Origin of the sequence: Yersinia sp. 2545 StPb PI (assembly GCF_052217125.1) — a bacterium.
Classification (GTDB): Bacteria; Pseudomonadota; Gammaproteobacteria; order Enterobacterales; family Enterobacteriaceae; genus Yersinia; species Yersinia enterocolitica_E.
Window position 1 is genome coordinate 1,337,616 of sequence record NZ_JAZGPY010000001.1, and the last position, 26,546, is coordinate 1,364,161.

Sequence of the window (26,546 nt, forward strand, 5' to 3'; positions counted from 1 at the left end):
CACGCTGTCCGGTCAGAATAAAGTACCTTGTGTTCAAAACGTTATCCGCCCTCCTTAATGTTTTCTTCATCTATTTTGCACCATACTGATTATTAACTTGATGAAGTCAGTGGAGCACCACAATGAGAAATCGCTATTCACTCCCCCAAATAACCCTGCACTGGCTGACGCTAGTGATGATCATTCTGACTTATGCCGCCATGTTACTCAGTGACACGGTACCGGATGAAGATCGTACATTAGTGAAAAATCTGCATTTCAATTTTGGTATTTCTGTCTGGCTACTGATGTTGGTACGACTGTGGTTGCGCCAGCGCAATATAACACCAGCGATCACCCCAAGGTTACCTAACTGGCAGTTGTTAGGGGCGCAGATTATGCATTGGGGTCTGTATTTAATGTTCTTATCATTACCGGTGCTGGGGGTGTTGGCTCAGGCTTATGGTGGGAAAACCTGGTTCTTGCTGGGGTGGCAGGTACCGCAGTGGGTAACACCGGATGATGTCGCGCGTGGTTATCTTAAGCAGACTCACGAGCTAATTGCCAATTTAGGCTATTTTGTGATTGGCGCTCACGCACTGGCCGCGCTTTATCATCACTATATTCGCCGGGATGATACATTACGCCGAATGATGCCAGGAAAATGATAAAGGGCGCGAATGCGCCCTCTATACGATGTCAGATTGTGGATGGTTCGAGTTAATATTACTCGACCATCATCATGAAGGTGCCAACCCAAACCACCAACATAATAGAGATACCCATAAAGAAATATTTCACTGAACAACTCCCCTTGGAGCTACCTCGCCAGTAACGATCCAAATTGCTGTGCTACGTTTACCCTTGTTACTTAAAATTACAGTGGTGTTCGCTACGTTCACTCACCCGAGTCACTGATTGATGTCAGCTTGTCGGTATCAACTCACGTTCTGCCTGACTGTAATGCCAAGTTCTTTGGGTATTAAATGTGGACGAATCACGTTTTTAATCAATGGTAGCCATTTCATCACAACTGGCCAGCTATCAATCTGAGATACATCCGAATTGTCGTGCCAGCCTGAGCTAACTCAGTGGTATACGACAGGATCGGGCTAATGTAATCCCAACAGGGAGAAACTTTCAATACTGTAATTTTATGCATTAGATCACGTTTTCGTATATAAACCGCAAATATTGTGAGCCAATGCATTGAAGTGTGAAGCTATTAACGTTTTTTTAAATTATCGCTAAATAACAATTTGTTACTCTCTTGGTTACAATCTAAGCCAATCTGGTCGAGGTCCAGACAATCAGCTTATTTTTTTTACCCCGATATTGGCCTCAAAGCCCAGTAAATACAGGGCTTGTTCCAGTGCTTCAACCTTGGAAGCGTAGTACACATCCAGCAGGCGATCCATCTGTGCGGCATTCAAACCGAGCTTGCGCGCCATATCTGCTTTGCGGGTATTGGTGGTTAACATGGCATTGTGTAATTCAGCTTTCAGTCGCACCAGAATGGGCACATGAACTGCAATATCACCCGGTTGCAGCGCTGAGGGGGCGGGGACGGGGCGGCGCTCTTCCATTTCTGCTGCAATACCATTCTTAATACCGTCCTGTGCTTCCAGTTCAATATCCTCCTGAGAGTAGGTCACTGATTCCAATTCAGGGAAGTCGCGATACTGGATGTGGTACTCGCCGCTGGCTTCATCAAGGGCATAATGGGCTGGGTAATGGAACACGGTGTCACTCCTGTGGGGTACAAGCTACTAAAGGTAGTGGCATTGTACTGACATCAGCAGGTCGGGGTTACTTATTTAACGTAGTAGCACTTTGATTCAATCGGCCATTTTGGGTGATGTCAGCCGCATTTCCAGCGCCCTTGCCGGGCATCTGAATGCACACTCACCGCAGCCATCGCACTGCGCTAAAGCCAGTGTCGGCGGCTGGTGGGGCTGCCACACCAAAGCCTGTTTATCACAGTAATCGGCGCAACTGTCGCAGTAGATATAGGTATTTTGACAGATGTTTTCTACGCGAGGGTGCGCCGTAATATGGTAGGTAGAGGGTGATAAAGCACCGGTTTGGCAAGCAGTGGTACAGGCCAGACAACGGCTGCAATATTGGGTAGAAAAATCCAACTCAGGCCGTTGATCGACCATGACTATCAGATGCTCGCCGCAGACGTGCATGCAGGCTTCACAACCCGTACACGTTTGCGTGAAAGCACTTTCAACAATGGCTCCCGGTGGCCTGATTGCGCTCCCCGATGGGAGGGTAAGTGGTTGTTGGCGGGCGCTTTTTAGCAAGCCACGAAATAGCCCACGGCGACTGATGGTGCGGTTTTCCAGATACGCCTTGTAGTAGCGCTCGTCTTTTATCACCGAAATAGCTCACGGGGCTGAGGAAATAGGCCCAGTTCAGTTTGTAAGGTTTTCAGGTAGCACTCGGTGATTTTTGCCAGCAACGGATATACCTGATACTCGGTTTGGCTGTTGGTTACCAGCTCAAGATAGCGATAGGCCCACGGCAGTAAATGCTCAGTGAGCAGTGCTAGCGCGGCTTTATCCGATGGGGGCTTAGTTGTCGGCTGCTGTTCAATTAAATGAACCCATGCCAATAACATTAGACCAAATTGATCTTCCGGTTCACGTATCGTACTTTGATTTACCAACCCGAATGTTGACAGGAATTGGCGATATTGCAGGGTGCTCGCCCCCATCAAGATATTTTCTTTATCCAGATAAACTGACCCCCAAGGTGGGGCGGGCATTTCACCTTGTCCCTCAAACAAAATCGAGAAATCATATTCCAGTTGTTCGGGTTGGATACTCGGCATCTGTTGGCAATATCGTGCAATTTTAGCCTGATTCGGCCACGGAAAAATCTCAGCAATCTGTGGCAGTAGTGGCCAAAGGCGCTGTACGGTATCGGACTGTGGTGGATAGTAAAAACAGGCACCTAAAATCCTCGGCAGAGTGGTGTTCAGTAACATCAAAATTTTCTCTCTTCAGGTCCAGCTATCTCAATACGGCTTAGCCGCAGGTATCACGGCTAAGCAGCTATTTGTCAGTAGGCCAATAGAATCAATATGTTAATTTACATTGGCACTTGCCAGAGATTGTAGAAAGCGATACGCCCGGCCAACTCACCGATAACCAGCGCCGAGGCACTGACCGCGAGCGTAACCCGAGGGATCCTGTCTTTCAGTAATGCTGCGGCAGCAACAAAGATACCGAGCGTTAGCAGCAGAATTTGAATTCCCCAAAACAGCGCCTGCTGGCTACTCAGTTCCGCTGAACTTTGACCCAGAAAGCTGAGGTAACCCGGTTTATTCACCAAGGTCACAATGGCACCGACCAACACGGCTGATGCGCCAAGCTGACGAGCGCCGGTCAGAATAGCGCAAGCGCCACCGCCGACCAGTACCGTCATCCACAGTTGTAGGGCGGTGTACGAGGTATCCCAATTAGGCACGGTTGTCAGTTGATAAACTTGGGTGATTGACCAGGCGAAGGCCAGGCCGAAGATAACCGTTGCCACATTGCACAGCATTGCCAGTAATGTATTTTTGGCTATGGTTGAGAAAAATACGGTGCCACAGGCCATGGCGACAAACAATCCACTGAGCACTATCTCATTACTCATCGGCGAGCGACCAACACCCAATAGCATGGTGGCGGTGCGCAATGGTTGCCCAACATGCAGTGTGCCAACGATCAGGCCTACCATCATCAGCAGCAGACCGATGATATTGGCTTGTTTGAGTTGCAGTGGCGTGGTCATACCGAGTTTGTGACTCAGTAGCACCAGTGCAAACAACCCGACAGCGGTTTGCCCCAGTACGGTAAAAAACACCAAGGGTAATTCATGCATTTTATACCTCCGCCGGATTTTGGATGCAGCCTGATGTATCACCGGATGGCTTGGCATCACGGTGGCTTCTGATAACCAGATTGGGGTGTGTCAGATGCGCGTGCGGCAATGGCGCAATGGCATTCTCTTCACCGTATTTATCCCTCAATAGCGTGATTTCATCAAAATCTAACGCCCGCTGCGGGCAGGATTCGACACAAACTGGCTTATCACCTGCGGCAACCCGCTGATAGCAGCCATCGCACTTGGTCATTAGTTTCTTCTTGGCATCAAATTGCGGCGCACCATACGGGCAGCGCATCTCGCAATAGCGGCAGCCGACACAGAGATCCTGATTAACCACCACCAAACCATCTTCTTCGCGTTTATGCATGGCACCGGTTGGGCAACCCGTTACGCAGGTAGGTGATGAGCAGTGGTTACAGGCGATAGAGAGGTAGTAGTTAAAGACATTTTGTACCCAGATATTGTTCTGCTGAGTCCAACTGCCGCCGCCATATTCGTAAACCCGACGCAGCTTCGGTCCGAGATCCAACTTCTTCTCATCCTTGCAACTGATTTGGCAGGTCTTACATCCGGTGCACTTGGTGGAGTCGACAAAAAAACCATATTGCTTCATTATTCAACTCCTTATATACGTTTTACTTCAACGAGGTTGGTGTGTTGTGGGTTACCTTTTGCCAGTGGTGACGGTCGCAGTGTTGTTAAGGTATTGATACACCCTCCCACATCAATGCCGTCCTTATTGGTATTTCGCCATGCCCCCTGCGGCACGCTAATAACCCCCGGTAACACCCGTTCGGTAACCTTTGCTGCAATACGCATGCGGCCTCGGTTGTTAAAAATTTCGACCATATCCCCTTGTTGGATACCGCGAGGCTGGGCATCAATGGGGTTAATCCAAAACTGATGTGGTACCGCTTCCCGCAGCATGGCTACGTTATAATAAGAGGAGTGGGTATGGCCTTTGATATGGAAGCCTGTCATCTGCAAAGGGTAGTTTTTCATGGTTTCTACATCGCTAACACCTTCAAAGGTTGGGCAATATTCAGCGACAGCGGTAATGCGATCACCGGGTGCCAGTTGCCACTCTTTTTCCAATGTTGCCAGCGCTTCTGAGTAGATCTCAATTTTGCCAGACGGGGTTTTCAACGGGTGGTTCACAGGGTCATCACGGAAATCTTTTAACGCGATATATTGACTGCTGTCGGCATAAATACGATCGATGATGCCTTGGTCGTTGGTCTGTTCAAAAGGTGGCAAGGCGGGGTTTTTCTCACGCATTTTGTTATAGCTGATTTCAATCCATTCTTGCTGGGTATGGCCTTCGGTAAAGGCATCGCCAATTCCTAACTTGGTGGCAATTTCGGCTAACACATCATAAGACGGGCGGCACTCCCACAGCGGCTCGATCGCATTTTGCAACCGCGTGACGTAGTGATAAGCCCCACTGGCGTAGGAGTTATCAATTAAATCATTTGATTCAACTGAGGTGACATCGGGCAGTAATAAATCAGCATATTTGGCAGAGTTGGTCATGTGGTTTTCCCACACCAAAATAAACTCGCACAGTGATTCATCTTGTAAAATGCGGTGGGTTTTATTCAGATCAGAATGCTGATTGCCGATAACATTACTGGCGTAGTTCCACATAAACTTAATATTGGTATCAAGTTTATCTTTATTCTTCACATGCGCATTTTTCGCTGTCATTTCAGTGCCACGAAAAATAGCATCGGTCCACATAAAGCAGGGAATAGCAGTCTTCACTGGGTTCGGAATACTGAATCCCGGCACCGGATATTTCACATTCCCGCCCCAGGCTCCAGTATTGGTTCCGGCGCGGCCAATATTACCAGTCATCAATGGCAACATCATAATGGCGCGTGCCGCCTGCTCGCCATTAGCACTGCGCTGAATCCCCCAACCTTGTGATATCCATGCTGCACGGGCATTTCCCAACTCACGGGCTAATTGAATAATCTGTGTCGGTGCAATGCCGGTTATCTCACTGGCCCATTGCGGTGTTTTTTCTACCCCATCGTGGCCGTTACCTAAAATATAATCTTTGTAAGAGCTATTGGCGGGGGCTGAGGCGGGTAGTGTTGTGGCATCCCAGCCGACACAATATTGTGCCAGGAAATCTTCATCAGTCAGATTTTCTTTAATTAATACATGTCCTAATGCGGCCACCAGCGCGGCATCGGTACCTGGGAAGATGGGGATCCATTCTGCGTTGAGGGTCGTTACGCTGTCTGTCATCCGTGGATCGATAATAATGACTTTGGCTTTGCTTTGCCCCAGAGCATGAACGGTTTCGATATATTGCCCGCCGCCCGACATCCGAGTCTCTGCCAGATTATGACCAAACATAACCACCAGGTCTGAGTTTTTAATTTCATCCAGCAAAGTTTCGTCTGCATTGCCATAGATATACGGCATTACCGTATTTATTTGGGCGGTGGAATAAGTACCGTGTTGATCGAGAAAACCACCCAGCAAGCTCAGCATTCTTTTACAGGCATTGCGGCCTTGTAAATTAGCGCCGGTCGAACCAGAACCATATTGATAATAAATTGCTTCGTTGCCGTATTGTGCAATGGTTCTTTTTAGATTATCAGCGACAATAGTGGTAGCTTCATCCCAACTAATACGTTTAAATTTACCTTCGCCGCGTTTGCCAACACGCAGCATGGGATATTTGACCCGATCCGGGTTATATGTTTTCCATCTTACCGATCGGCCACGTAAACAGGGGCGAATTTGATGCTCACCAAAGGTAGAGTCATCATAAATTGCTTCATTAGCAATCTTAATAATTTCGCCATTTCTCACATGCACTTTTAGTGGGCAGCGGCTACCGCAGTTGACCAGACAAGCACTGTATTTAACGGTTTCCTCTGTTGTTGCTGCGTGCTCTTCTGGCGCGGCATGTACTGAAAAAGGAAGGGTGATAGAACCGGCAATAGCCGCAGCCCCGGTGACTGCGGCGGATGTTTGAATAAATTCACGGCGGCTTAGTGAGCCGGTGATAGGTCTTTTATTGTTATTCATCGACATTACCTTTGCGGAGGACACTTTTTTAATGAAAAATAAGAAAATTAGGGTTGAGCGGCAATGTCTCACCTTAGGAAATAACTTGTTACTTTTATATGATGTAAATCAATTAAGACGATATAACGGAAATATCGCGCTGTTTTTGTGAGTGAGGCGAAGGTTATTAATAATTTACCGTAAGATATTAACCATTCCCTATACATAAAATTAATGTATTTATATAAAGTTAGTAGTTGTAATAAAGAATCAATCTCAAATGACCGGGTGCTGTTATTATTTCCATTATTTTATGGGTTAATTTAATTTATCTTTATGATCTTAAGAAAAGTCTTAATAAAGCAACGGCTGTTTTTACCGCTATTCTTTATCACCATAACGGCAATGGTTGGTGGTATTAACCCTAACTAAATAATGGCTAAAATGACATGCTGATCTATTTATCCAGATAAGAGGAGATCTGCATCACGATTCTTATCTCTTCCAGCTTGCAGTCGTGCATTAACATGGTAGTTTACCGAATAGTTGGATTGTTACCGTCAATGGCGGGCAAAACCTGATTGAGTAGCATGATGAATGCTGCTGAGTCAGGTTTTTTTGTTTTCAGGGCTAAAGCATGCAAATCGCTAAAATACTTAACAACAATGTAGTTATTGTTCTCGATCAGCATGGTCAGGAACAAGTCATTATGGGACGTGGTCTTGGCTTTCAAAAACACCCAGGTGAATCGCTAGATAACACATTGATCGAAAAAGTGTTTGCTCTAAAAGACAATGAATTGGTTTCGCGGCTGAGTGAGTTACTGAGCTGTATTCCATTAGAAGTAATGATTGCTTGTGACTGTATCATCACGCAGGCAACGGCAAAACTGGGTAAGTTGCAGGATAACCTCTACATTTCGCTGACTGACCACTGTTTCTATGCGATTGAGCGGCATAAACAAGGTTTGGATATAACGAATGGATTGCAGTGGGAGATTCGTCGGTTGTATCCCAAAGAGTTTGCCTTGGGTCGTGAAGCCTTGCAGATTATTAAACAACGCCTTGGGGTGCAATTGCGTGAGGATGAAGCTGGATTTATCGCGCTCCATCTGGTGAATGCTCAGTTGAAGGGTGAAATGCCTGAAGTAATGCAAGTGACGAAGGTAATGCAGGAGATACTGCATATCGTGAAGTACCAATTTAAGCTGGAATATGATGAGGACGGGCTGAGTTATCACCGTTTTGTTACCCATCTGAAATTTTTCTCACAGCGAATGTTGGGCCGTAATGGGGTCACCAGTGATGATGATTCCTTACACGATGCAGTGAAAGATAATTATGCCGAGGCTTACCGCTGTGCGGGTAAGATTCAGCAGCATATGAAATTGCAGTATCAACAAGATTTGAGCAAAGAAGAGCGGATGTTTTTGACTATCCATATTGAACGCGTTCGCCGGGAAAGTTTTAATCTGCCAGATTAAATGATTTAAAAGGGAAGGGTTCTAAGTAGTAAGAGAATTTAGCCAAACTGGATTGTTACTGCTTCGGCAGGCAAAACCTGAATGTACTTGTGTCGCTGGGTCGCGGTGCGGAGTGCGTTTAGGTTTTTTTTTTGCCCGAATTTTTACCTGTATAAACAAGAGTGTTACCGAAGGAAAACACGATGCAATACACAACGGTCGCCAGCGAGATCCTCGCCGGAGTAGGGGGTCAGAGTAATATTAATAGCGTAGTACATTGTGCTACCCGTTTACGCTTTAAACTCAAGGATATGGCGCGGGCTGATGCCCAAGCGCTGAAAGATAATCCTGGCGTTATTATGGTAGTGGAAAGTGGTGGCCAGTTTCAGGTGGTTATCGGAAACCATGTTAGTGAGGTTTACCAGGCGTTAGTGAACCAAGCGGGGTTGGCTGATGCTGAAGAGCATGATAACAAGTCAGGTAATCAAAAAGAGAGTTTGTTCAGTCACTGTATCGATATCATTTCGGGTATTTTCACCCCCTTGCTCGGTGTATTGGCCGCCTCCGGTATTCTTAAAGGTTTTTTGGCACTGAGTGTTGTTTGCGGCTGGTTACAACCCGACAGCGGCAGCTATACAATTTTATTTGCTGCCAGTGACTCACTGTTTTATTTCTTCCCACTGGTATTGGGTTATACCGCAGGTAAGAAGTTTGGTGGCAGTCCATTTATTACCATGGCGATTGGTGGTGCATTAGTACACCCCTTGATGCTCGCTGCATTTAACGCAGCCGGGCAACCTGGGGCTTCTGAGGTCTATTTCCTTGGTATTCCGGTCACATTTATCAATTACAGCTCGTCGGTTATCCCTATCATATTAGCGGCTTGGGTTAGTAGTCGGTTAGAAAAAGGGTTTAACCGGGTGTTACACAGCAATATTAAGAACTTTTTCACGCCATTACTGTGTCTGGTAATAACCGTTCCAGCCACCTTTTTACTGATTGGCCCGCTGGCAACCTGGCTTAGCCATTTATTGGCGTCGGGGTTCCAAATTATCTATTCGGCTGCTCCTCCTGTTGCCGGTGGTGTATTGGCCGGGCTATGGCAGATTTGCGTTATCTTTGGGCTGCACTGGGGTTTGGTCCCTTTGATGATAAACAACCTGAGTGTACTGGGCTATGACGCCATGTTGCCGCTGTTGTTACCCGCAGTTATGGGGCAAGTGGGGGCCACGCTCGGTGTCTTTTTACGTACTCGCGATGCAAAAATGAAGGGGCTGGCTGGTTCGGCATTTACTGCGGGGATATTCGGTATTACTGAACCCGCTGTTTATGGGGTGACCTTACCGTCGAAAAAACCGTTTGTTTTTGGCTGCGTAGGCGGGGCGATAGGGGGTGTCATCGTCGGTTTCTGCCAGACCCATGTTTATTCATTCGGCCTTGCCAGTATCTTCTCTTTTGCCCAGATAATTCCCGCTACAGGTGTCGATGCCAGCGTATGGGGCGCCATTATTGGCACCCTGATTGCGTTGATCTTTGCTGCCATCAGCACCTTCTTTTTTGGCCTGCCAGCGACTGTTGCTACCGTAGAAACAGAGGATTTGTCTCACACCTCATCCATCACCGATAACCACAGTGGTATGGGCGAAGTGATATTCAGCCCGATCAGTGGTGAATTGTTAGCGCTAGCGGATGTCAGTGACAGTATTTTCGCCAGTGGTTTATTGGGGGCGGGAATTGCGATTATTCCACAACAAGGGCGGGTCGTGTCACCGGTTAATGGCGTTGTAGCGTCACTGTTTAAAACCCACCATGCGATTGGCATTGAATCTGATTCTGGTGCTGAGGTCCTTATCCACGTTGGTATTGATACCGTCAAACTCGATGGCAAATATTTTACCGCTCATGTTAAAGCCGGTGACCGGGTCAGCGCAGGTGATTTACTGCTGGAGTTTGATTGTGCGGCGATTACCGGAGCAGGTTATGACCTGACGACGCCGATAATTATCAGCAACAGTGAAAATTATCAGGATGTCCTGTGTGCTAAAGGCACCTCTATTACTGAGCAAGCCCCGTTATTAACCGTAATTCGTTAATACTGATTTAGGAGAAAACCGATGAAACATGCATTTCCAGATAATTTCCTTTGGGGCGGTGCGATTGCCGCTAATCAGGTAGAAGGGGCTTATCTTGCTGAGGGGAAAGGGCTATCTACCTCTGATTTACAACCCCATGGTATTTTTGGCGATATCATTCCTAGGGTGAGTGGTGACAGTTATGTCAAAGATCTAGCTATCGATTTTTATCATCGCTACCCAGAGGATATCGCACTATTTGCTGAGATGGGGTTTAAATGTTTGCGGATATCCATTGCCTGGACACGTATTTTCCCACAGGGCGATGAGCAGCAGCCTAATGAGGCAGGTCTGGCATTCTATGACCGTGTATTTGATGAAATGGCGAAATATAACATTACGCCATTGGTGACATTATCCCACTATGAGATGCCTTATGGGCTGGTTAAGAATTATGGTGGCTGGGGTAATCGTAAAACAATTGGTTTCTTTGAACATTATGCCCGCACCGTGTTTCAGCGTTATCAGCATAAGGTTAAATTGTGGCTGACATTTAATGAGATCAATATGTCGCTGCATGCGCCATTCACCGGAGTAGGATTAGAGCAAGCAAGCAGTAAGAGTGCCGTGTATCAGGCTATCCATCACCAGTTGGTTGCCAGTGCCAAAGCGGTTGCTGCATTGCATGAAATTATCCCTGATGGCCGAATCGGAAATATGCTGTTGGGTGGGCTGATGTATCCACTAACTTGCAAGCCTGCCGATGTATTAGAAACATTACAGCAGAATCGTGAATGGCTATTCTTTGGCGATGTGCAGGTTCGCGGTTATTACCCCTCTTATATGGCTCGTTATTTTAAACAGCACGGCATTAGTGTTGAAATCACTGCTGAAGATAAACTGGCATTAAAACAGACTGTCGATTTTATCTCCTTCAGTTATTACATGAGCGGCTGCGTGACCGCCGATGAAGAGTTAAACCGTAAAGCCCGAGGTAATATTCTTAGCATGGTGCAGAACCCGCATCTGGCCAGCTCGGAATGGGGGTGGCAGATCGATCCTGACGGGCTGCGTATCTTGCTCAATGAATTATGGGATCGTTATCAAAAACCCCTGTTTATTGTTGAGAATGGGCTGGGAGCGAAAGATAAGCCGGATGTTAATGGCCATATTGAAGATGACTATCGCATTGAATATCTCAATGACCATCTGGTCCAGGTCGGTGAGGCTATCGAAGATGGCGTTGAGGTGATGGGATATACCAGTTGGGGGCCGATTGATTTGGTTAGCGCCTCAAAAGCTGAATTATCCAAACGTTATGGTTTTATTTATGTCGATCGCGATGACAGTGGTAATGGCACATTGGAACGCCGTCGTAAGAAGAGCTTCTATTGGTATCGTGATGTGATTCAGAGTAATGGCGAGGCATTGAAACGCTAATAGCGGCGTTTGTATGTTGCAGTGATATAAGCAGCTCTCAACTGTTTTGCCTCACTGCAACACGACTTATTTTTGGGGAAGTACCGAGTATTTATTATTAGATGTGCGGGTTATTCTAAAAATGGAAAATAATGAAACCAACGGGATCTTTATAACGGGGTCTCTGGTGCTCCCGGAGCGACTGATCCAGGTGGCTATCGTTACCATAATAATACTTGGTTCTTTTACAGTGGATTCAATCAGCAGGTAACAAAACATCAGGATGACGCCAACCGTGGTTTAAGTGTGTTTTACAGCATGTCGTTGGCGGACCAACGGACCAATTACATGCATTACGCTACCTCCGCAGGCATCCGTTATCGCGGCTTATTTGATAGCCGCCCACAAGATTGGTTGGGATTCGGCGTATCAATGGTTAAACTGAGTGATTATTATAAAGATAATCAACGCTATCTGAATCAAATCAATAATGTTTCTGATTATAATAATCCACGTTACTCTCCAATAGCTGGGTATTCGGTTGCTGCCGAACTGTATTATCGTTTCCGTGTCACTTCATGGCTGGAATTACAACCTGATCTACAATATTGGCACTCACCAGCAGGGGTAAGCCAAACGCAAGATGTATGGGGAACCGAATTAAAAACAGTTATTACATTCTAAATTTCGCCTGTATTGCAGATAATACGGCTATGACGTGGTGCTTTAACTGGCACCACGTAAACTGTTACGCTATTCTCCATCGAGTATTATATTGTAGAGAATCAGCGTGATGTTGAATATGAAAAACAGATTCGATGGTAACAACATCTTAGGTGAAAGGAATATTCACGCAGTTTTTGAACTGAGCTTATTACTGAAAGCAATCTTAGCCGTGATGGAGATTATCAGCGGTATTTTAACCTATTTTGTGACGCCGCAGTTTTTGCTAAATATTCTGCATCGCATCACGCAAGTTGAATTTATTGAAGACCGTGGCGATGTGGTAGCCCATTATTTACTGCATGCGGCACAAAATCTCTCAATCAGCAGTCTGCATTTTGCCGCATTTTATCTGCTCATCCACGGCGTGGTTAAGTTGTGGGTCATTATTGGATTATGGCGCAAAAAACTGGGTTATTATCCGGCGGCAATAGTCATATTCAGCTTATTCATTATCTATCAACTCTATCGTTATACCTTCACTCACTCGGTGTTATTGATCGTAATAACTGCGCTGGATGTGGTGGTTATTGTGTTGACGTTGCTGGAGTATCGAAGATTACGCCAGCAGCATAAAACCCCTTAGCCAGATGAAGGCCATACTGAGCAATGCGAACCAAAAACCAAGGTTGTAATGCCCTGTGAGGTTACTCAGTTAGCAAAAATATGCGCTTGGCCAATAATTGTCAGGTCAACCATTAAACCGATACTTATACCTTCGCGGCTGATGGTTTTAACCTCTACCGTTTCATTACTTTCAACCAGATATAGGGTGAGTGTTGAGATAAAACCCGCAAAATCAATATTGATAACCTTGGCCAGACAATGAGTGGTGTAGTGATGATCTGCGGGCAAAGGGGTGATAGTAATCTGTTCTGGCCGTAACATAATCCGGCTCAATCCATGGCGTTGCTCATCATCAACCCTGACGCTGCCCAGTGCACAATCAGCCCATCCGGTATCAATATTGGCGGAAAGAATCAATGTTTCGCCAAGGAAAGTCGCTGTCGGTTCATCAATCGGTCGCAAATAGAGTTCTTGCGGCGGGCCAACATGCGCCAGTTTACCCGCCCGCATTACCGCGACTTGCGAGGCAAATGATAATGCTTCGGTTTGATCATGCGTCACTAAAATGGAGGCAATATTTGCCTGTGCCAACAGTTCAGCCACCGCTTTGCGCGTTGAGGCGCGTAAGGCGGTATCCAGAGCTGAAAAAGGTTCATCCAACAGCATCAGTACCGGCCGCTGTGCTAACGCTCTGGCGAGAGCGACCCGCTGCTGTTGCCCACCCGAAATCTCATGGGGCCAAAGTTGTGATAACCGCCGATCCAGTGCGACCATCTCCATCAGTTCATCAATTCGGCGGGCTTTGTCCTGCTTGGTCCCTGTTAGTCCATAACCAATATTGCCCGCGACGGTAAAGTGGGGGAACAGCGCACCATCTTGCGGTACAAAACCAATCCCTCTTTTGTGCGCTGGCACGTGGGTTGAATTGTCGAATACCGTATGACCTTGCAGAATAACTTTACCGTGATCGGGGGTTTCGAACCCGGCAATAATCCGCAACAACGTGGTTTTGCCTGAGCCGGATGGCCCAACAATTGCGGTGCGACTGCCGGCGGAAACCTGCAAGTCAATTCGGTCTAATACGGTAACAGACTGGAAAGACTTACCGATTTGCTGAAGTTCAAGCGTGCTCATAATCCTGCCGTACGTTGCGATTGAGAATAAAGAAGCCAGGTTAGCGGCAGAGATAGTGCCACCATCAGCAGTGCATAGGGTGATGCCGCGACATAATCAATTTCACTGGTCAACGCCCAAAAACCAGTCGCCAGTGTTCGGGTGCCGTTCGGGGCCAGTAATAGTGTGGCGGTCAGCTCATTGGAGATAGCGAGGAACACCAGTGCCGCCCCGGCAGCGGCGCCAGGAGCAGCAAGGCGCATGGTGGTGCTCCATACGGCTTGAGTGGGTGTTTTGCCCAAGCTGCGGGCCACGTTTTCCAATTCGACCGGGGCGGTCGCAATCCCGGCCCGTAAACTGATTAAAGCGCGTGGGGTAAACATCAATAAATAAGCCAGCAAAATAGTGAATTCTGTTTGATACAGCGGGCGAGCAACACGGATAGTGATGGTCACCAGCGCCAGCGCGACCACGATACCGGGCAGCGAGCTGGTGACATAATTACAGCCTTCCATCACACGGTGCAAGCGCCCCGGATAGCGCACCGATAGCCATGCCATGGGGACGGCACACAATGTAATAATAACCGCACCGCTCAGTGCTAATGCCAGTGTTTGCTTCAAGGCTGGTAATAGTTCAGGATTCAGCCACACATCAATTCCACCAATATAGAGCCAGCGGGCCAGCGTGATAAAGGGCACGCCCAGCGAGAGTGCAGTGAGTACCAATGGCAATAACAGACACAGTAGTGTGATGGTTGTACCCATTGAATATGCAGTTTGGCGCCTGGCGCTACCGGAGCCGACCCGAGCATAGCGGTTGTAGCCACGGCTGGTGGCTTCGATTAACAATAGCCCCAGGCAACATAACGCCAGAACCCCTGCCAACATATTGGCCGCCGGACCATTAAACGTGGATTGAAATTGGTCAAAAATAGCGGTGGTAAAAGTATCGAAACGGATCATGGCATACAAGCCATATTCCGCTAATAGATGCAGCGCAATCAGTATCGAACCGCCCCATACGGCTAATTTTAGTTGCGGCAGAACCACGCGAAAGAAGACCACTGTTGGGGGACTACCCAATGATGATGCTGCGTCTTCAAGGCCGGGATCAAGGCGGCGTAATACAGCGGATGCGGGCAGATAAATAAAGGGGAAATAGGCAATTACTGAGATAAACACGCCAGCGGCAAGGCCATGCATTGATGGCACCAGACTAATCCATGCATAACTTTGTACAAAAGCAGGTACGGCTAGCGGTGCAATAGCCAATAGTGACCAAATCCGCCTGCCGGGCAGGGCCGTACGCTCGGTCAGCCATGCCAGTGCAACGCCAATAATGGCACAAAGCGGTAAGGTAAAGAGCACCAGGAGCGCGGTGTTAATCAGTAGTTCGCCCACGCGGGGGCGAAAAACCAGGGCTTTGACTGTTGGCCAACCGGTATCAATAGCGATACCAATAACAAACCCTAATGGCAGCAGGGATAGCAGTGACAACAGAATCGCAATAGCCACAATCCCAAACCCCGGGCGATGGTTATACTGCCGTTGGGCTGCCTTATGCAGTGGAACCGATACAATATCGGTGCTTATATTAGCCATAATAGTCAAGGCGCTCGGCTTGTTAAATACCCGTCGCCATAGTGATGTGACGGGCTAAAAATGCATTCTATCAGTCGGTTGTCCTTATTACAGCAGACCGGCTTCAGTCATTAACTCAACAACTTTTTTACTGTTGAGTTTAGACGGCTCAACGTTCGGTGCTTGCAGGTCTTTCAGTGGCACCAATTTAGGGTTTGAAGCGGCATCGACACCAACGGCATACTCAAATGCGGTGTTGGTACGCAATATATCCTGGCCTGATTTGCTGGTGATCCATTTGACGAATTCCTGCGCTTGTTTCTGGTGCTTACTGGAGGCCAGAACACCGCCGCCGGAGATACTCACAAATGCGCCAGGGTCTTGATGTTTGAAATAATGCAGTTTGGTTTTACCGCTGTTCTCACCTGTTTTGGCCTGATCGACGAAACGGTAATAGTGATAGATAACTCCGCCATCGATTTGGCCCGCATTCACCGCTTTCATCACGGTGCTATTACCTTTGTAAGCTGTGAAGTTGGTTTTCATGGCTTTTAGCCATTCCAACGTGGCTTTTTCGCCTTTCAATTCCAGCATGGCACTGACAATGGCCTGGAAGTCGGCACCCGATGGTGAGGCAGCCCAACGGCCTTTCCATTCAGGTTTTGCCAAATCCATAATGGATTTAGGTAATTCGGCTTCGCTGATTTTATCCGGGTTATAGACAAACACGGTGCTACGAGCCGCAATACCGGTCCAACGACCATGTTCAGGGCGATACTCTTTCGCAACCTGTGCTTGTGTGGCGGCATCCAGTGGTGCGAACAATTTGGCGTTATCGACCAGCACCATTGCCGGCGAGTTTTCAGTCAGGAAAACGTCGGCGGGAGATGAGTTGCCTTCCTGAACCAGTTGATTACCTAACTCGCTGTCGCCGCCATTACGCAGAGTCACTTTGATGCCGGTATCTTTGGTAAAACCGTCAACCCAGGATTTCACCAGATTTTCGTGTTGAGCATTATAAATCACGATACCTTCATCATTTGATGCGGCATTGACGGAGAACGCCAGCATCATTGAGGAAGCCAGTAGGGCGACAGGGCCGAAAGAGGGGAAACGTAACTTCATAAACTGAGATCCTTTTAAAAGCTCAAAGAAGAAAACGAGATTGTCAGGCAACCGCAAAACAGAGCAATTGTATAGAAAGAAATTAACAATGATAGTGAAAATCATTCGCGTTATTTGCTACCAAATGTTTCATTTTCAGTACTATTTTTTGTATGGGTAACTCGGTTCATAATAAAAAATCCCAGACAAATGCAAGCTGGGATTTTTTTACCTGCCAGTCAACTCATCAAGTCCACTTCCTGCCAGGCGGTTTCTTAGCCAGCATCATCTCAATAAAATCAGTGGACTGCTGCTTACGGTTCGGTAACTTACAGGTTTTGCGCAGTGTCTGTATAATTTCCGCCACTGGTAGTGTGGGCAGCCAACATCTATATGGATGAGGTGCATCCAGGCAAGAAAATCGCTGATTTGTCCGAACCTGATAAGAGAATTATTAGTGCGATTAGTACCTTAACTGCCGGTATCCTGGGTGGCTTAAGTACTGATAGCAGCACCGGCCTTCTCATCGGCGCGCAGGCTGGGAAGAACGCGGTGGAGAATAACTCGCTGAGTGGTGATGCGGCGCGTGAAACAGTTAAACAGGTGACGGCCAACCTGAAAGATCAGGTCAGGGATAAACTTGGTGAAGGGACATTGTCTGCTATTGTTAACAGCATTATCGGTGCGGCGGCAGATAGCGGTGATGCGTTATTAGGTGGAGCGGATTACGGTGCTGATGCGGCGATGGCGCTCACCTCATGCGCCATGGGAGACAGTTACTGCACTCAGGCATTGAACGATCTGGCGGGTAAAAATCAGGCAGCGGCAGATACGCTGAAAGCCCTGATGAAGAGTGAAACCTGGTCAGCGGTTGCAGGACAGGTGAAAGAAGCGGCTCAAGGTAACCAGCTTGCTCTGGAAGCCACAGGTGGAATGCTGGCAGGTATTCTTCTACCAGGCAAGAAACTACCTGATGGTGTTGCTGGTAAGGCCGAGTCTATTGCTGCTGATATAGGCAAAACTGGTACTGTATTTGATTCTATAAAAGGGACCCAGCCTGTTTACCCTGGTTCTGTTATACCGAAATCTTTTGAAATGACACTACCTAACGGTCAAAAAGTGTGGGTACATGGCAATGCTACAGAACACATGGCAGAATATGCGGCATCTAAAGCCGTAACTAATACGCCAGAGGCGGTCAGACTTGCCAGCCAGACAGAACTCAGAAGTTTTCAAGCTGCGTTAGATACCGCGACAAAGAACGGTATGTCATATGGGCGTATAACAGTCGATGGTTGGCAACTGGAAATCAAACCTCCGCGTGCTGCTGGTGAGTTGCCAACAGTCATTCATGCTCGTTATCTAGGGGCAAATTAAATGGATATAGAAATTACAAGTCCGATCAATATCACATTGGACGTAATAGAACTTGATGAACATATTCCATCATTGAAGTTTAATCTGGCGATTCAAGTAGATAAATTTAGTTATAGTTTGAATGTCAGTTCCCAGGTATGGCTTGAATGCCAATGCTTTGATGAATTTATCGACAATATACGGAATGATGATATAGCCCATCTTAAAGATATGAATGGATGTTTTGAGTTGATTGTAAATCCAGTTTTAGGATGGCTTGAATGGTCATGTGCTAAAGAAGATCTGCATGGATATACCACAGTATCAAAAGGCAGAGAAAAGTTAACGGACGATGCGAAATCTGCAATATATGCAGCGTTTAATGATTATCCTAAATGGTGGTGACTGTTAGATCAGGTCTAAGCTACTACAACTAAAAGTAGCAACCCCAGCCTTGGCTGGGGGTTACTACTTCTAAGCCCTAAATCCCCACACTTCCCGCCGCCACAACCGAATAACACCGGGCGCGGCGGTCACCTCCAGTTGTTCCGCGTCAGTGATCCCAGAATCGGTGATCCAATCCCTACCGATAATCACCTCGCCGTTCTCCCGCACCCAATCCGCCCCCAAATCTTGCCGGTCTTGGCTGGCTTCGCACAGCGCGTCCCAGGTGGTGGCGTCGGTGACGACAGTGATCCAGAGCTGGTGATGTTGGAGCGTCAGTTGCAGCGGTAAAACCGAGCTTGGCCAACGTCACGCTTTCGATCGTCAGTTCAGGGATCGGCTCAGGGGTAAAAGTGATGTTCATACATTCCCCTCCGTGGCGGGCGCGGTGCGGATAATCAACTGGCCGTGTTCGGGGGTAACAGTAACGTGCTAGCCGGTAGTAAATCCCAAGGCTTCCTGCCACTTACCGCTTAGGATAAGTTTAGGCTGAGGGTGCTTTTTACCGCCACTAGGTAAATAATACACTGTATAATCATTGGCTTATTTTCTTTTTCTTCAGTTGCTGCCTGTTCTGACTTACAATCACGCTTAGCCATAGTACCTGTTGTATGATCAACTGACCCAGTTCTGTGATCACTTCGATCTTCTGCCTGGTGGTAAATCTGAGCGGCTCCAGTCATCTTTCCTTAATCGCCAGTTGTGGCCGTGGGTTCTGATTTATAAATGCATCGTACCTCCTTTATTGTTCGAATTTTCCTGTTTGTTCGTGGCAGACAATGACTTAACATAGCTATCACTTTTTTGTATGGTTTATGGGTATTCGATGCGCTACTTGGCTATTATTGTTCCCTTACTTACGTTGCTCTCTGCCTGTAGTAGCAAACCGACACCTCCTGTTGCTGCCGAGCCATCGGCGGGCCTGATACAGAGCGGTTTCTTGCTTGAGCCGCAACATGTGGGGCATTTGCAAAACGGTGATTTTGCTTATAACGCCGACACAGCCCGATTTGTTGACAAAATGGTGCGTGAACACGGTTTTGAGCCTCAACAACTGCATGATGTATTAGCCCAAACTAAAAAACTGGATTTTGTTATCCGCTTGATGGATAAACAAGCGCCATCGGCAGGCCGTCCTTCCGGCCCTAATGGTGCGTGGAACCGCTATCGCAAACAGTTTATTACCCCGGATAATGTGCAAAACGGTGTTAACTTCTGGAACCAACATCAAGAGGCGTTGCAACGCGCCTATGAGGTTTACGGCGTGCCACCAGAGATTATCGTCGGAATCATTGGGGTTGAGACTCGCTGGGGCCGGGTGATGGGTAAAACGCGCATCATTGATGCCCTGGCAACACTCTCCTTTGCTTATCCACGCCGTGCTGAGTACTTTTCTGGCGAGCTGGAAACCTTCCTGTTGATGGCTCGTGCGGAGGGTAATGATCCGCTCAGCTTGCGGGGGTCTTATGCGGGCGCGATGGGGTACGGCCAATTTATGCCATCGTCATTTAAAAGCTATGCTGTTGATTTTAATGGTAACGGCCACATCAATTTATGGGATCCGGAAGATGCCATCGGCAGTGTCGCTAACTACTTCAAATCCCATGGCTGGACCAAAGGTGCGATGGTCGCGGTGCCCGCTAATGGGCAAGCGCCGTACCTTGATAATGGCTTTAAGACGAAATACCCTATCTCGACGTTATCTGCCGCAGGGCTAAGTCCGTCTGGTTCGCTAGAGGGTTATCAAGAGGCCAGCTTACTGCGTCTGGATGTCGGCACCGGTTATCAGTATTGGTACGGGTTACCCAATTTCTACACGATTACCCGCTACAACCACAGCACCCATTACGCGATGGCGGTATGGCAGCTAGGTGAGGCAGTAGGCAGGGCACGTTCAATACAGTAAATGGTGAGTGAAAGGCGTTGCCGACGGTTAGCGTCGTTATGGCAAGTAGTAAAAGGGCCACATGTTACGATGTGGCCCTTTTCTATTAGTGGTTGGTGCTTCTTACAACAGGTGTGAAATATCATCTGGATTAACGGATGGCGGCGATTTACGCCAGCCGCGAGTCAGCCACAGCAAGTAGATAAAGCCTGCCAATAGCCACAATAAGCCGACTTCAAGCGCCCGTTGCTCAAGGTGAACCCACAGCCACACCGACATGACGAATCCCATCATGGGTAATAGCCCGTACTTAAACATAGCCGCAGTACCGCGGCGTTTCTCATTGATAATAAAATGTTTTATCACACTCAAATTAACAAAGGTGAAGGCACCGAGGGCACCAAAGCTTATCATCGATACCACTAAGTTCAGGTCAAGGAACAGGGCCAGCAGCGAGATGGTGGCAACGAATAAAATGGCCCGCCACGGTGTGTGGAATTTGCGATGCAGATGAAAGAACACTTTGCGTGGCAGTACACCTTCACGCCCCATGGCATAGAAAATACGTGACACACTGGTCTGCGCGGTCATTGCGGAGGCATAAACGCCGGTCAAATAGGTGGCCATAAAGAAGTTATACATCCACTTACCACCGACATGCTCGGAGATAATCAGGCTGGCGGTATCCTGATGTGGAATCAACAATTTCCAATCGGGATAGGCCAAATGGGCAGCATAGGAAACGGCGATAAAAATAGCACCGGCGCTGATCACCGTAAAGAGAATGGCCCGTGGCAGAGTGCGTTTGGCGTCGTGCGCCTCTTCGGCCATAGTCGCGATGGCATCAAAACCGAGGAAGGCCAAACAGAGCACTGCCGCACCAGAGAGTAACCCGGATAGGTCACCGGCATTCACCAGAAGTGGCTTCATTAACGCTTCCGGGCTTAAATCGGCCTGACTGAAAGAGAGCGCAATAAATAATATGATAAAGACCATCTGTGCTGCGATCAGCGAGAAATTAACTGAGGTGAGTAAACGCACGCCCAGAATATTAAGCAGACTGACACTGATGATAGACGCAATAATAAATACCGGAGCAGGGATAGCCGGAAATGCCTCATGCAAGAAAATGCCTAAAACTAAATAATTAAGGATTGGCAGGAACAGATAATCCAAAATTTGCGCCCAACCCACCAGAAAACCGGTTTTCCCGCCAAAACTACGCTGAACATAGGAATAGGCGGAGCCAGACAGCGGCATGGCGCTGGTCATCCGGCAATAACTGAGGGCGGTAAACAGAATGGTGGCAACAGTCACCAGATAGGCAACGGGCAAATGCCCCTGACTTAATACGGTCACCTGTCCATAGGTAGTGAATACGCCTAAAGGCACCATATAGGCAAGCCCGAAAGCGACCAGCGCGGGGGTTTTAAGCACTCTGCGCAACTGAATATTTTGTGGCATTACCGTATCATCTCCTGGTGAGAAAAAGCACCGTTACGCTGCATTTTTATGCAGCTATAGAACATAAAGGAGCGGATTTTGACATAAGGGTCGCTGTAACGCCAATGACTTCCTTCTTAGCCTATGTTGTCGTGCTCAACTCTGCTCCTGACAGATTTGCCCCCCGCATCACCGACGTGAATCAATGATGCGGGGCATTCACTAGGCTTGATAAACCACATTACCGCCGATCAGCGTAGAGTCCACCTGTGTCTGGTAAATAGCGTTTGGCGACTGCTCAAACAGGTTATTTTTCAGAATGATAATATCGGCGAACTTCCCTGCTTCCAGTGAGCCGATATATTGCTCTTTGGCAATCATATAAGCGGCATCAATAGTGGCAGAACGTAATGTTTCAATCAGCGTCAGGTCACGATCATTATCCAGCCGTGGGCCAGCCGGATGACCGTCGAGATCCCATGCACGACGGGTCATACCCACTTGCAGGTTGTACCATTCATCTAGCCGGTCAATGGGCCAGTCACTGCCATACGCAATACGTGCGCCAGCATCAAGGAAGCGTGCTGCTGGCTCCATATGCAGGAAACGGGCCTCGCCCAACATCTCACGCTCTTCATCAATTAGTACCCCCGGTAAGCCGGCCCACTGGAAGGAAAGCACTGCTGTTGCTCCCAGTTTGGCAAAACGATCATATTGATGGGGGGCAACCAGCTCGTTATGTGCTAATCCTGGGCGGATATCTTTGCCCGGCAAGGCGGCGCGCATCTGTTCCACTGCATCCAGCACCATCTCGATGGCCCCATCACCCACGGTATGAGTGTGTGGATGAAGACCTGCGCGGGCGCACTCCAGAATCACGGCATTGACTACTGGCGCGCTAAAATAGAGGTCGCCATAGCGCTCGGTATCTTGCCAGTCAGGTTGTTGTGCTGAACCCTGGTTGGCACGATACGCCTCCAGTAATGCAGCGGTCATGGTTGGGGGTTGCAATACCCCGTCGATAAACAATTTCAGGTGATCGACGGCGAAACCCGGTGCGGGTGTCCATGCTTGGCTTCCCCATTGGTGGGCGAACTCTAGCACCTCTTGTACCACGCGAGCGGCGTCCTGTGGGCCTTGCAGGCTATCAGGGGTCACTTCTTTAGCACCCAGTACCCGTAAGGTTAATGCGTCACGTTCATGCAAGCGACGGAAAGCCAGTAACTGTTCGGCAAAAACACGAGTATCCATCACGGTAGTGACACCTTGCGCATTAAGTACTTGCTGCACATGGGCCGCAATTTGCACATTCTTTTCCGCTGTGGCGGAGGGGATACTGTCAAAGGCGCGCATGGCGGGCGCATCTTCCAAAATACCGGTCAATTTACCGTGGGTATCGCGGGCAATTTTGCCATCTGGCGGTACTGGGGTGTGTTCATCAATACCCAGCAATTCCAGCGCGCGGCTGTTGGCCGCCAGCGTGTGGCAGTCATTGGAGAACAATGCGATTGGACGGCAGGTATTGAGCGAATCCAAGGCCTTTCGGCTCATATCAGCGCCGACGGGTGTCATCGCCTGACGCTGCCAGGCGCGCACGGTCAGCCAGTCATTTTCACCGTTAAAAGGATCGCTATCGAGGTGTTGCTGGATAATATCCAGTGTCTGTTCAACACTTAGCGCAGCGTAATTGAGGTTACAACCAATCAGTTGTTTCCCGCCCCAAAACGGGTGCATATGGCTGTCAATCAGGCCGGGCATCATAAACTTACCCGCCAGATCGATAAGTTGAGTATGCGCGCTAGCGAATTGCTGTTTGATCTCCTCACCGCCCGTGGCCAGAATATAGCCCTGGCCGATGGCGATGGCACTGCAAACCGTATTATCAGCATCTGCCGTATAAATTGTGCCGTTGTAATAAATACTGTCGGCGACAGGAGTCTGTTTAGTCATGTTATGTACTTTATAATATGTCCCTTCTTCCTTGACGTTAGCTGCTCCCGGCATGTTTATCACCTGAATTGCTAACCTCTGTCAGCTCATCGGGATTGGTTGCTGTGCTGCCACGCCAATGACGTTGGGGATTTGAGGAATCAGATAATCATTATAGCCTGTCCTATCAGGGAAAACTCTCTGAGTTAAGTACCGGCCAAGGTGAGAATCTATTAATGGTTTTTCAATAACTCGCTTCTCATCATTGCGGCCAGATGGCGCAAGATTTCTGCTTCTGAAAAACCTAACTCGGTAAACTGGGTTAGACCATCCAGACCGCACACCAGCCCGATCAGCCGCCAGGCAACATCACTGGCATTGATATCTGAGCGAAATTCATCGCAGGTAATGCCGGTATGGATCACCGCCACGGTAGCCGCATGCCAGTCTGACATCGACGCCGCATAGGCTTCCTTAATAAGTTCATCGCGCTCGGCTAGCATTGAAATTTCATTCCACAACCGGGTTTCTCTTCGGCCGGCTTCATCTTGTGGATAGCCCAACACTTGCTGTATCCGTTCAACGGCAGGTAAGTTTTGACTGTTTAGCGCAAAAGCAGATAACGACTGTTTAACTAAGAGTAGAAAAGCATCTGCGCGTAGTCGTGAGACTGATGTGAAATGGTGATGAACTTGCCCAACAGCCACGCCGGCTTCGCTGGCAACACGACGTACAGTGGTTGCCGCCATCCCTTCACTTATCGCGACACGCATCGCAGCCTGCAAAAGGGTGTCGTGGCGTTCCTCACGGTTCAAATAGGCCAAAGAGACTCCTTATCTGACTTATTAGTGTTTCAGCCATTATGTGATGAATTGGACGCTAGTTCAACTTTCCGCTATTATTGACATATTGAACAGGTGTTCAACATTAATATATGCCTTATTTGAGCGTTTTGTATGTCTAAAAAGTGGATGATTTTCTACGTTATTATTCTGATGTATCTCCCAGTTTCTATTGATGCAACTGTATTACATGTGGCCGCCCCACGGCTGGGTATTGCACTGTCAGCCACGGGCAGTGAATTGCTGTGGATTATTGATATTTACTCACTGGTTATGGCCTGTTTGCTGCTGCCAATGGGGGCGCTGGGGGATCGCATCGGTTTCAAACGGTTGGCGTTGTTGGGGTCGGTACTGTTCGGGCTTGCTTCACTGGCGGCGGCTTTTGCACCATCGGTTGCCGCGCTCATTGCGGCACGCGCTTTCTTGGCGATAGGTGCGGCGATGATCCTGCCGGCAACCTTGTCGGCGGTGCGCCATATCTTTACCGATGAACGAGAAAGGGCATTGGCGCTGGGGATATGGGTTGCCATCGGAACGACGGGTGCCGCGATGGGGCCACTGGTTGGTGGATTATTGATGGAATATTTCTACTGGGGTTCAGTCTTCCTGATCAATATCCCTATTATTATTGCAGTGGTTATTGCCACGCTGCTGGTTATACCGAGCCAGCCAGTGCGGGTGGAACAGTCATGGAGATTGGCTCCGGCACTGGTATTGATTACTGCGATCCTATTGCTGGTCTATGCGGCGAAAACCGGGCTGCGCGGTGGGGGAGATATAAGGGTAACTTTCCTAACCGCGTGTATCGGGGGCGCGATGCTGTTTGCTTTTGTTCGTCACCAGTTATCAACGACAGCTCCAATGATCGATTTTCGCCTGATAAGCCAGCGGGTGATCGCTGTTGGTATGGCAATGGCCATGACGGCAATGATAACGCTGGTTGGTTTTGAATTGCTGCTGACACAGGAATTGCAGTTTGTGTTAGGTAAAAGCCCACTCGAAGCGGGTATATTTCTAATGCCATTGATGATTGCCAGTGGTGTTAGCGGGCCGATATCCGGTTGGCTGGTGGCTAAATTGGGGTTACGTACCGTCGCAAGCGCGGGTATTGCATTTAGCTCATTGAGTTTTCTCGGCCTGGCCTGGACCGATTTTGCCACGCAAGTTTATCTGGCATGGGGATGGATGATAGTGCTGGGGTTCAGTATTGAAGCCTCGTTATTAGCTTCTACTGCGGCGATTATGAGTGCGGCTCCCCCGGAAAAAGCCAGTGCGGCAGGGGCGGTTGAGGGTATGGCTTATGAGCTGGGGGCGGGATTCGGGGTGGCAATATTTGGTTTGATGTTATCGCGGGCCTATACCACGTCTATTGAATTACCAGCAGATTTACCTGCTGATCTGGTTGAGCAGGCCAGTGCTTCTATCAGTGAAACTATTCAGGTGGTCAATAGCCTTGGTGGGAATGAGCATCTACTGACCAGCGCCAAACTTGCCTTTTCTGCCTCGCATAGTTTGGTATTAGGTACTGCCAGCGCACTGTTAATTCTGCTGGCGGTGGTGGTGTGGTTTACCCTGCCGGGGAAAAAAATACGGCAATTGGGCAAACAGAGTGCCACACCTCACTGATTAGCGGGTGGTTAACACTTCATTAATTAAACAGTCATTACTCTTACTTAACTGTGTGATATACCTATTTAGGGTTTGAAACATTAGGGT

22 protein-coding genes and 3 pseudogenes are annotated in these 26,546 nt (G+C 48.2%); 10 read left to right on the forward strand and 15 right to left on the reverse strand.

Translation table 11 applies throughout. The features are described from left to right. Window positions 1-122 precede the first annotated feature (122 nt). A complete protein-coding gene (locus V1955_RS05960) occupies window positions 123-647 on the forward strand; it encodes a cytochrome b (protein ID WP_083163483.1) in 525 nt (174 codons plus the stop codon). 58 nt (window positions 648-705) lie between these two features. On the opposite strand, the gene ypdK is transcribed toward V1955_RS05960, so the two are convergent. The 7 genes from ypdK to V1955_RS05995 form a co-directional block, all read right to left on the reverse strand. Further along, window positions 706-780: a membrane protein YpdK gene (gene ypdK / locus V1955_RS05965; protein ID WP_098057507.1), complete on the reverse strand. Its 75-nt coding sequence runs from the start codon at window positions 778-780 to the stop codon at window positions 706-708. Window positions 781-1,289: 509 nt separating this feature from the next. Then, a complete protein-coding gene (locus tag V1955_RS05970) occupies window positions 1,290-1,721 on the reverse strand; it encodes a hypothetical protein (protein WP_042568372.1) in 432 nt (143 codons plus the stop codon). 96 nt (window positions 1,722-1,817) lie between these two features. Further along, the gene (locus V1955_RS05975; RefSeq protein WP_372569423.1) at window positions 1,818-2,363 is read right to left on the reverse strand and encodes a 4Fe-4S dicluster domain-containing protein; all 546 of its coding nucleotides are present in this window, start codon (window positions 2,361-2,363) and stop codon (window positions 1,818-1,820) included. Next, window positions 2,360-2,974 (reverse strand): TorD/DmsD family molecular chaperone, encoded by a 615-nt coding sequence (locus V1955_RS05980; protein ID WP_442820635.1) that lies wholly within the window; start codon window positions 2,972-2,974, stop codon window positions 2,360-2,362. The genes V1955_RS05975 and V1955_RS05980 overlap by 4 nt, the downstream gene beginning before the upstream one ends. 104 nt (window positions 2,975-3,078) lie before the next feature. Next, the gene (locus tag V1955_RS05985; protein ID WP_442820636.1) at window positions 3,079-3,855 is read right to left on the reverse strand and encodes a dimethyl sulfoxide reductase anchor subunit family protein; all 777 of its coding nucleotides are present in this window, start codon (window positions 3,853-3,855) and stop codon (window positions 3,079-3,081) included. A gap of 1 nt (window position 3,856) precedes the next feature. Beyond that, window positions 3,857-4,474 (reverse strand): DMSO/selenate family reductase complex B subunit, encoded by a 618-nt coding sequence (locus V1955_RS05990; RefSeq protein ID WP_083163495.1) that lies wholly within the window; start codon window positions 4,472-4,474, stop codon window positions 3,857-3,859. A gap of 11 nt (window positions 4,475-4,485) precedes the next feature. Further along, the gene (locus tag V1955_RS05995) at window positions 4,486-6,909 is read right to left on the reverse strand and encodes a DmsA/YnfE/YnfF family dimethyl sulfoxide reductase (RefSeq protein ID WP_442820637.1); all 2,424 of its coding nucleotides are present in this window, start codon (window positions 6,907-6,909) and stop codon (window positions 4,486-4,488) included. A 616-nt stretch (window positions 6,910-7,525) separates the two neighbouring features. Between V1955_RS05995 and licT the strand changes: the two genes are divergently transcribed. The 5 genes and pseudogenes from licT (at window position 7,526) to V1955_RS06020 (ending at window position 13,150) form a co-directional block, all read left to right on the forward strand. Then, window positions 7,526-8,371, forward strand: coding sequence for a BglG family transcription antiterminator LicT (licT, locus tag V1955_RS06000; protein WP_083163501.1), 846 nt, complete (start codon window positions 7,526-7,528; stop codon window positions 8,369-8,371). Between the two features lie 182 nt (window positions 8,372-8,553). Continuing rightward, window positions 8,554-10,443 (forward strand): PTS beta-glucoside transporter subunit IIABC, encoded by a 1,890-nt coding sequence (bglF, locus tag V1955_RS06005; RefSeq protein ID WP_442820638.1) that lies wholly within the window; start codon window positions 8,554-8,556, stop codon window positions 10,441-10,443. Window positions 10,444-10,464: 21 nt separating this feature from the next. Beyond that, entirely contained in the window at window positions 10,465-11,862 is a 1,398-nt protein-coding gene (locus V1955_RS06010; RefSeq protein WP_372569417.1) for a glycoside hydrolase family 1 protein, read from the forward strand. A gap of 138 nt (window positions 11,863-12,000) precedes the next feature. Further along, window positions 12,001-12,525, forward strand: a pseudogene (locus tag V1955_RS06015) (carbohydrate porin); the annotation flags it as partial. A 109-nt stretch (window positions 12,526-12,634) separates the two neighbouring features. Next, window positions 12,635-13,150, forward strand: a complete 516-nt coding sequence (locus V1955_RS06020) for a DUF2127 domain-containing protein (RefSeq protein ID WP_083163509.1) — start codon at window positions 12,635-12,637, stop codon at window positions 13,148-13,150. A 65-nt stretch (window positions 13,151-13,215) separates the two neighbouring features. On the opposite strand, the gene V1955_RS06025 is transcribed toward V1955_RS06020, so the two are convergent. The 3 genes from V1955_RS06025 to V1955_RS06035 form a co-directional block, all read right to left on the reverse strand. Further along, window positions 13,216-14,265, reverse strand: coding sequence for an ABC transporter ATP-binding protein (locus tag V1955_RS06025; protein ID WP_442820639.1), 1,050 nt, complete (start codon window positions 14,263-14,265; stop codon window positions 13,216-13,218). Continuing rightward, window positions 14,262-15,848 (reverse strand): ABC transporter permease, encoded by a 1,587-nt coding sequence (locus V1955_RS06030; protein ID WP_083163514.1) that lies wholly within the window; start codon window positions 15,846-15,848, stop codon window positions 14,262-14,264. Before V1955_RS06030 ends, V1955_RS06025 begins: the two co-directional genes overlap by 4 nt. 87 nt (window positions 15,849-15,935) lie before the next feature. Further along, window positions 15,936-16,952 carry an iron ABC transporter substrate-binding protein gene (locus tag V1955_RS06035; RefSeq protein WP_083163516.1) on the reverse strand — a complete coding sequence of 339 codons (1,017 nt, stop codon included), beginning with the start codon at window positions 16,950-16,952 and terminating at the stop codon, window positions 15,936-15,938. A gap of 447 nt (window positions 16,953-17,399) precedes the next feature. Here V1955_RS06035 and V1955_RS06040 point away from each other — a divergent pair. Beyond that, window positions 17,400-18,308 (forward strand): annotated as a pseudogene (locus V1955_RS06040) (VENN motif pre-toxin domain-containing protein); the annotation flags it as partial. Then, on the forward strand, window positions 18,309-18,692 hold the full coding sequence (locus V1955_RS06045; RefSeq protein ID WP_372569416.1) for a hypothetical protein: 384 nt from the start codon (window positions 18,309-18,311) through the stop codon (window positions 18,690-18,692). It begins immediately after the preceding pseudogene. Between the two features lie 69 nt (window positions 18,693-18,761). On the opposite strand, the pseudogene V1955_RS06050 reads toward V1955_RS06045, so the two are convergent. Next, window positions 18,762-19,095: pseudogene (locus V1955_RS06050) on the reverse strand (hypothetical protein). Window positions 19,096-19,163: 68 nt separating this feature from the next. After that, on the reverse strand, window positions 19,164-19,259 hold the full coding sequence (locus tag V1955_RS06055; RefSeq protein WP_420073283.1) for a hypothetical protein: 96 nt from the start codon (window positions 19,257-19,259) through the stop codon (window positions 19,164-19,166). A gap of 298 nt (window positions 19,260-19,557) precedes the next feature. Here V1955_RS06055 and mltB point away from each other — a divergent pair, with 298 nt between their 5' ends. Continuing rightward, entirely contained in the window at window positions 19,558-20,637 is a 1,080-nt protein-coding gene (gene mltB, locus V1955_RS06060) for a lytic murein transglycosylase B (RefSeq protein ID WP_372559546.1), read from the forward strand. Window positions 20,638-20,739: 102 nt separating this feature from the next. Here the strand turns inward: mltB and V1955_RS06065 are convergent, their stop codons facing one another. The 3 genes from V1955_RS06065 to V1955_RS06075 all read right to left on the reverse strand — a co-directional run bounded on the left by V1955_RS06065 (window position 20,740) and on the right by V1955_RS06075 (window position 24,812). Further along, window positions 20,740-22,080, reverse strand: a complete 1,341-nt coding sequence (locus V1955_RS06065) for an APC family permease (protein ID WP_083163522.1) — start codon at window positions 22,078-22,080, stop codon at window positions 20,740-20,742. A 201-nt stretch (window positions 22,081-22,281) separates the two neighbouring features. Beyond that, window positions 22,282-24,009, reverse strand: a complete 1,728-nt coding sequence (locus tag V1955_RS06070) for an amidohydrolase (protein ID WP_442820640.1) — start codon at window positions 24,007-24,009, stop codon at window positions 22,282-22,284. A 212-nt stretch (window positions 24,010-24,221) separates the two neighbouring features. Continuing rightward, the gene (locus V1955_RS06075) at window positions 24,222-24,812 is read right to left on the reverse strand and encodes a TetR family transcriptional regulator (protein ID WP_083158179.1); all 591 of its coding nucleotides are present in this window, start codon (window positions 24,810-24,812) and stop codon (window positions 24,222-24,224) included. Between the two features lie 132 nt (window positions 24,813-24,944). On the opposite strand from V1955_RS06075, the gene V1955_RS06080 reads away from it, so the two are divergent. Then, window positions 24,945-26,456, forward strand: a complete 1,512-nt coding sequence (locus tag V1955_RS06080) for a SmvA family efflux MFS transporter (RefSeq protein WP_442820641.1) — start codon at window positions 24,945-24,947, stop codon at window positions 26,454-26,456. Window positions 26,457-26,546 lie beyond the last annotated feature (90 nt).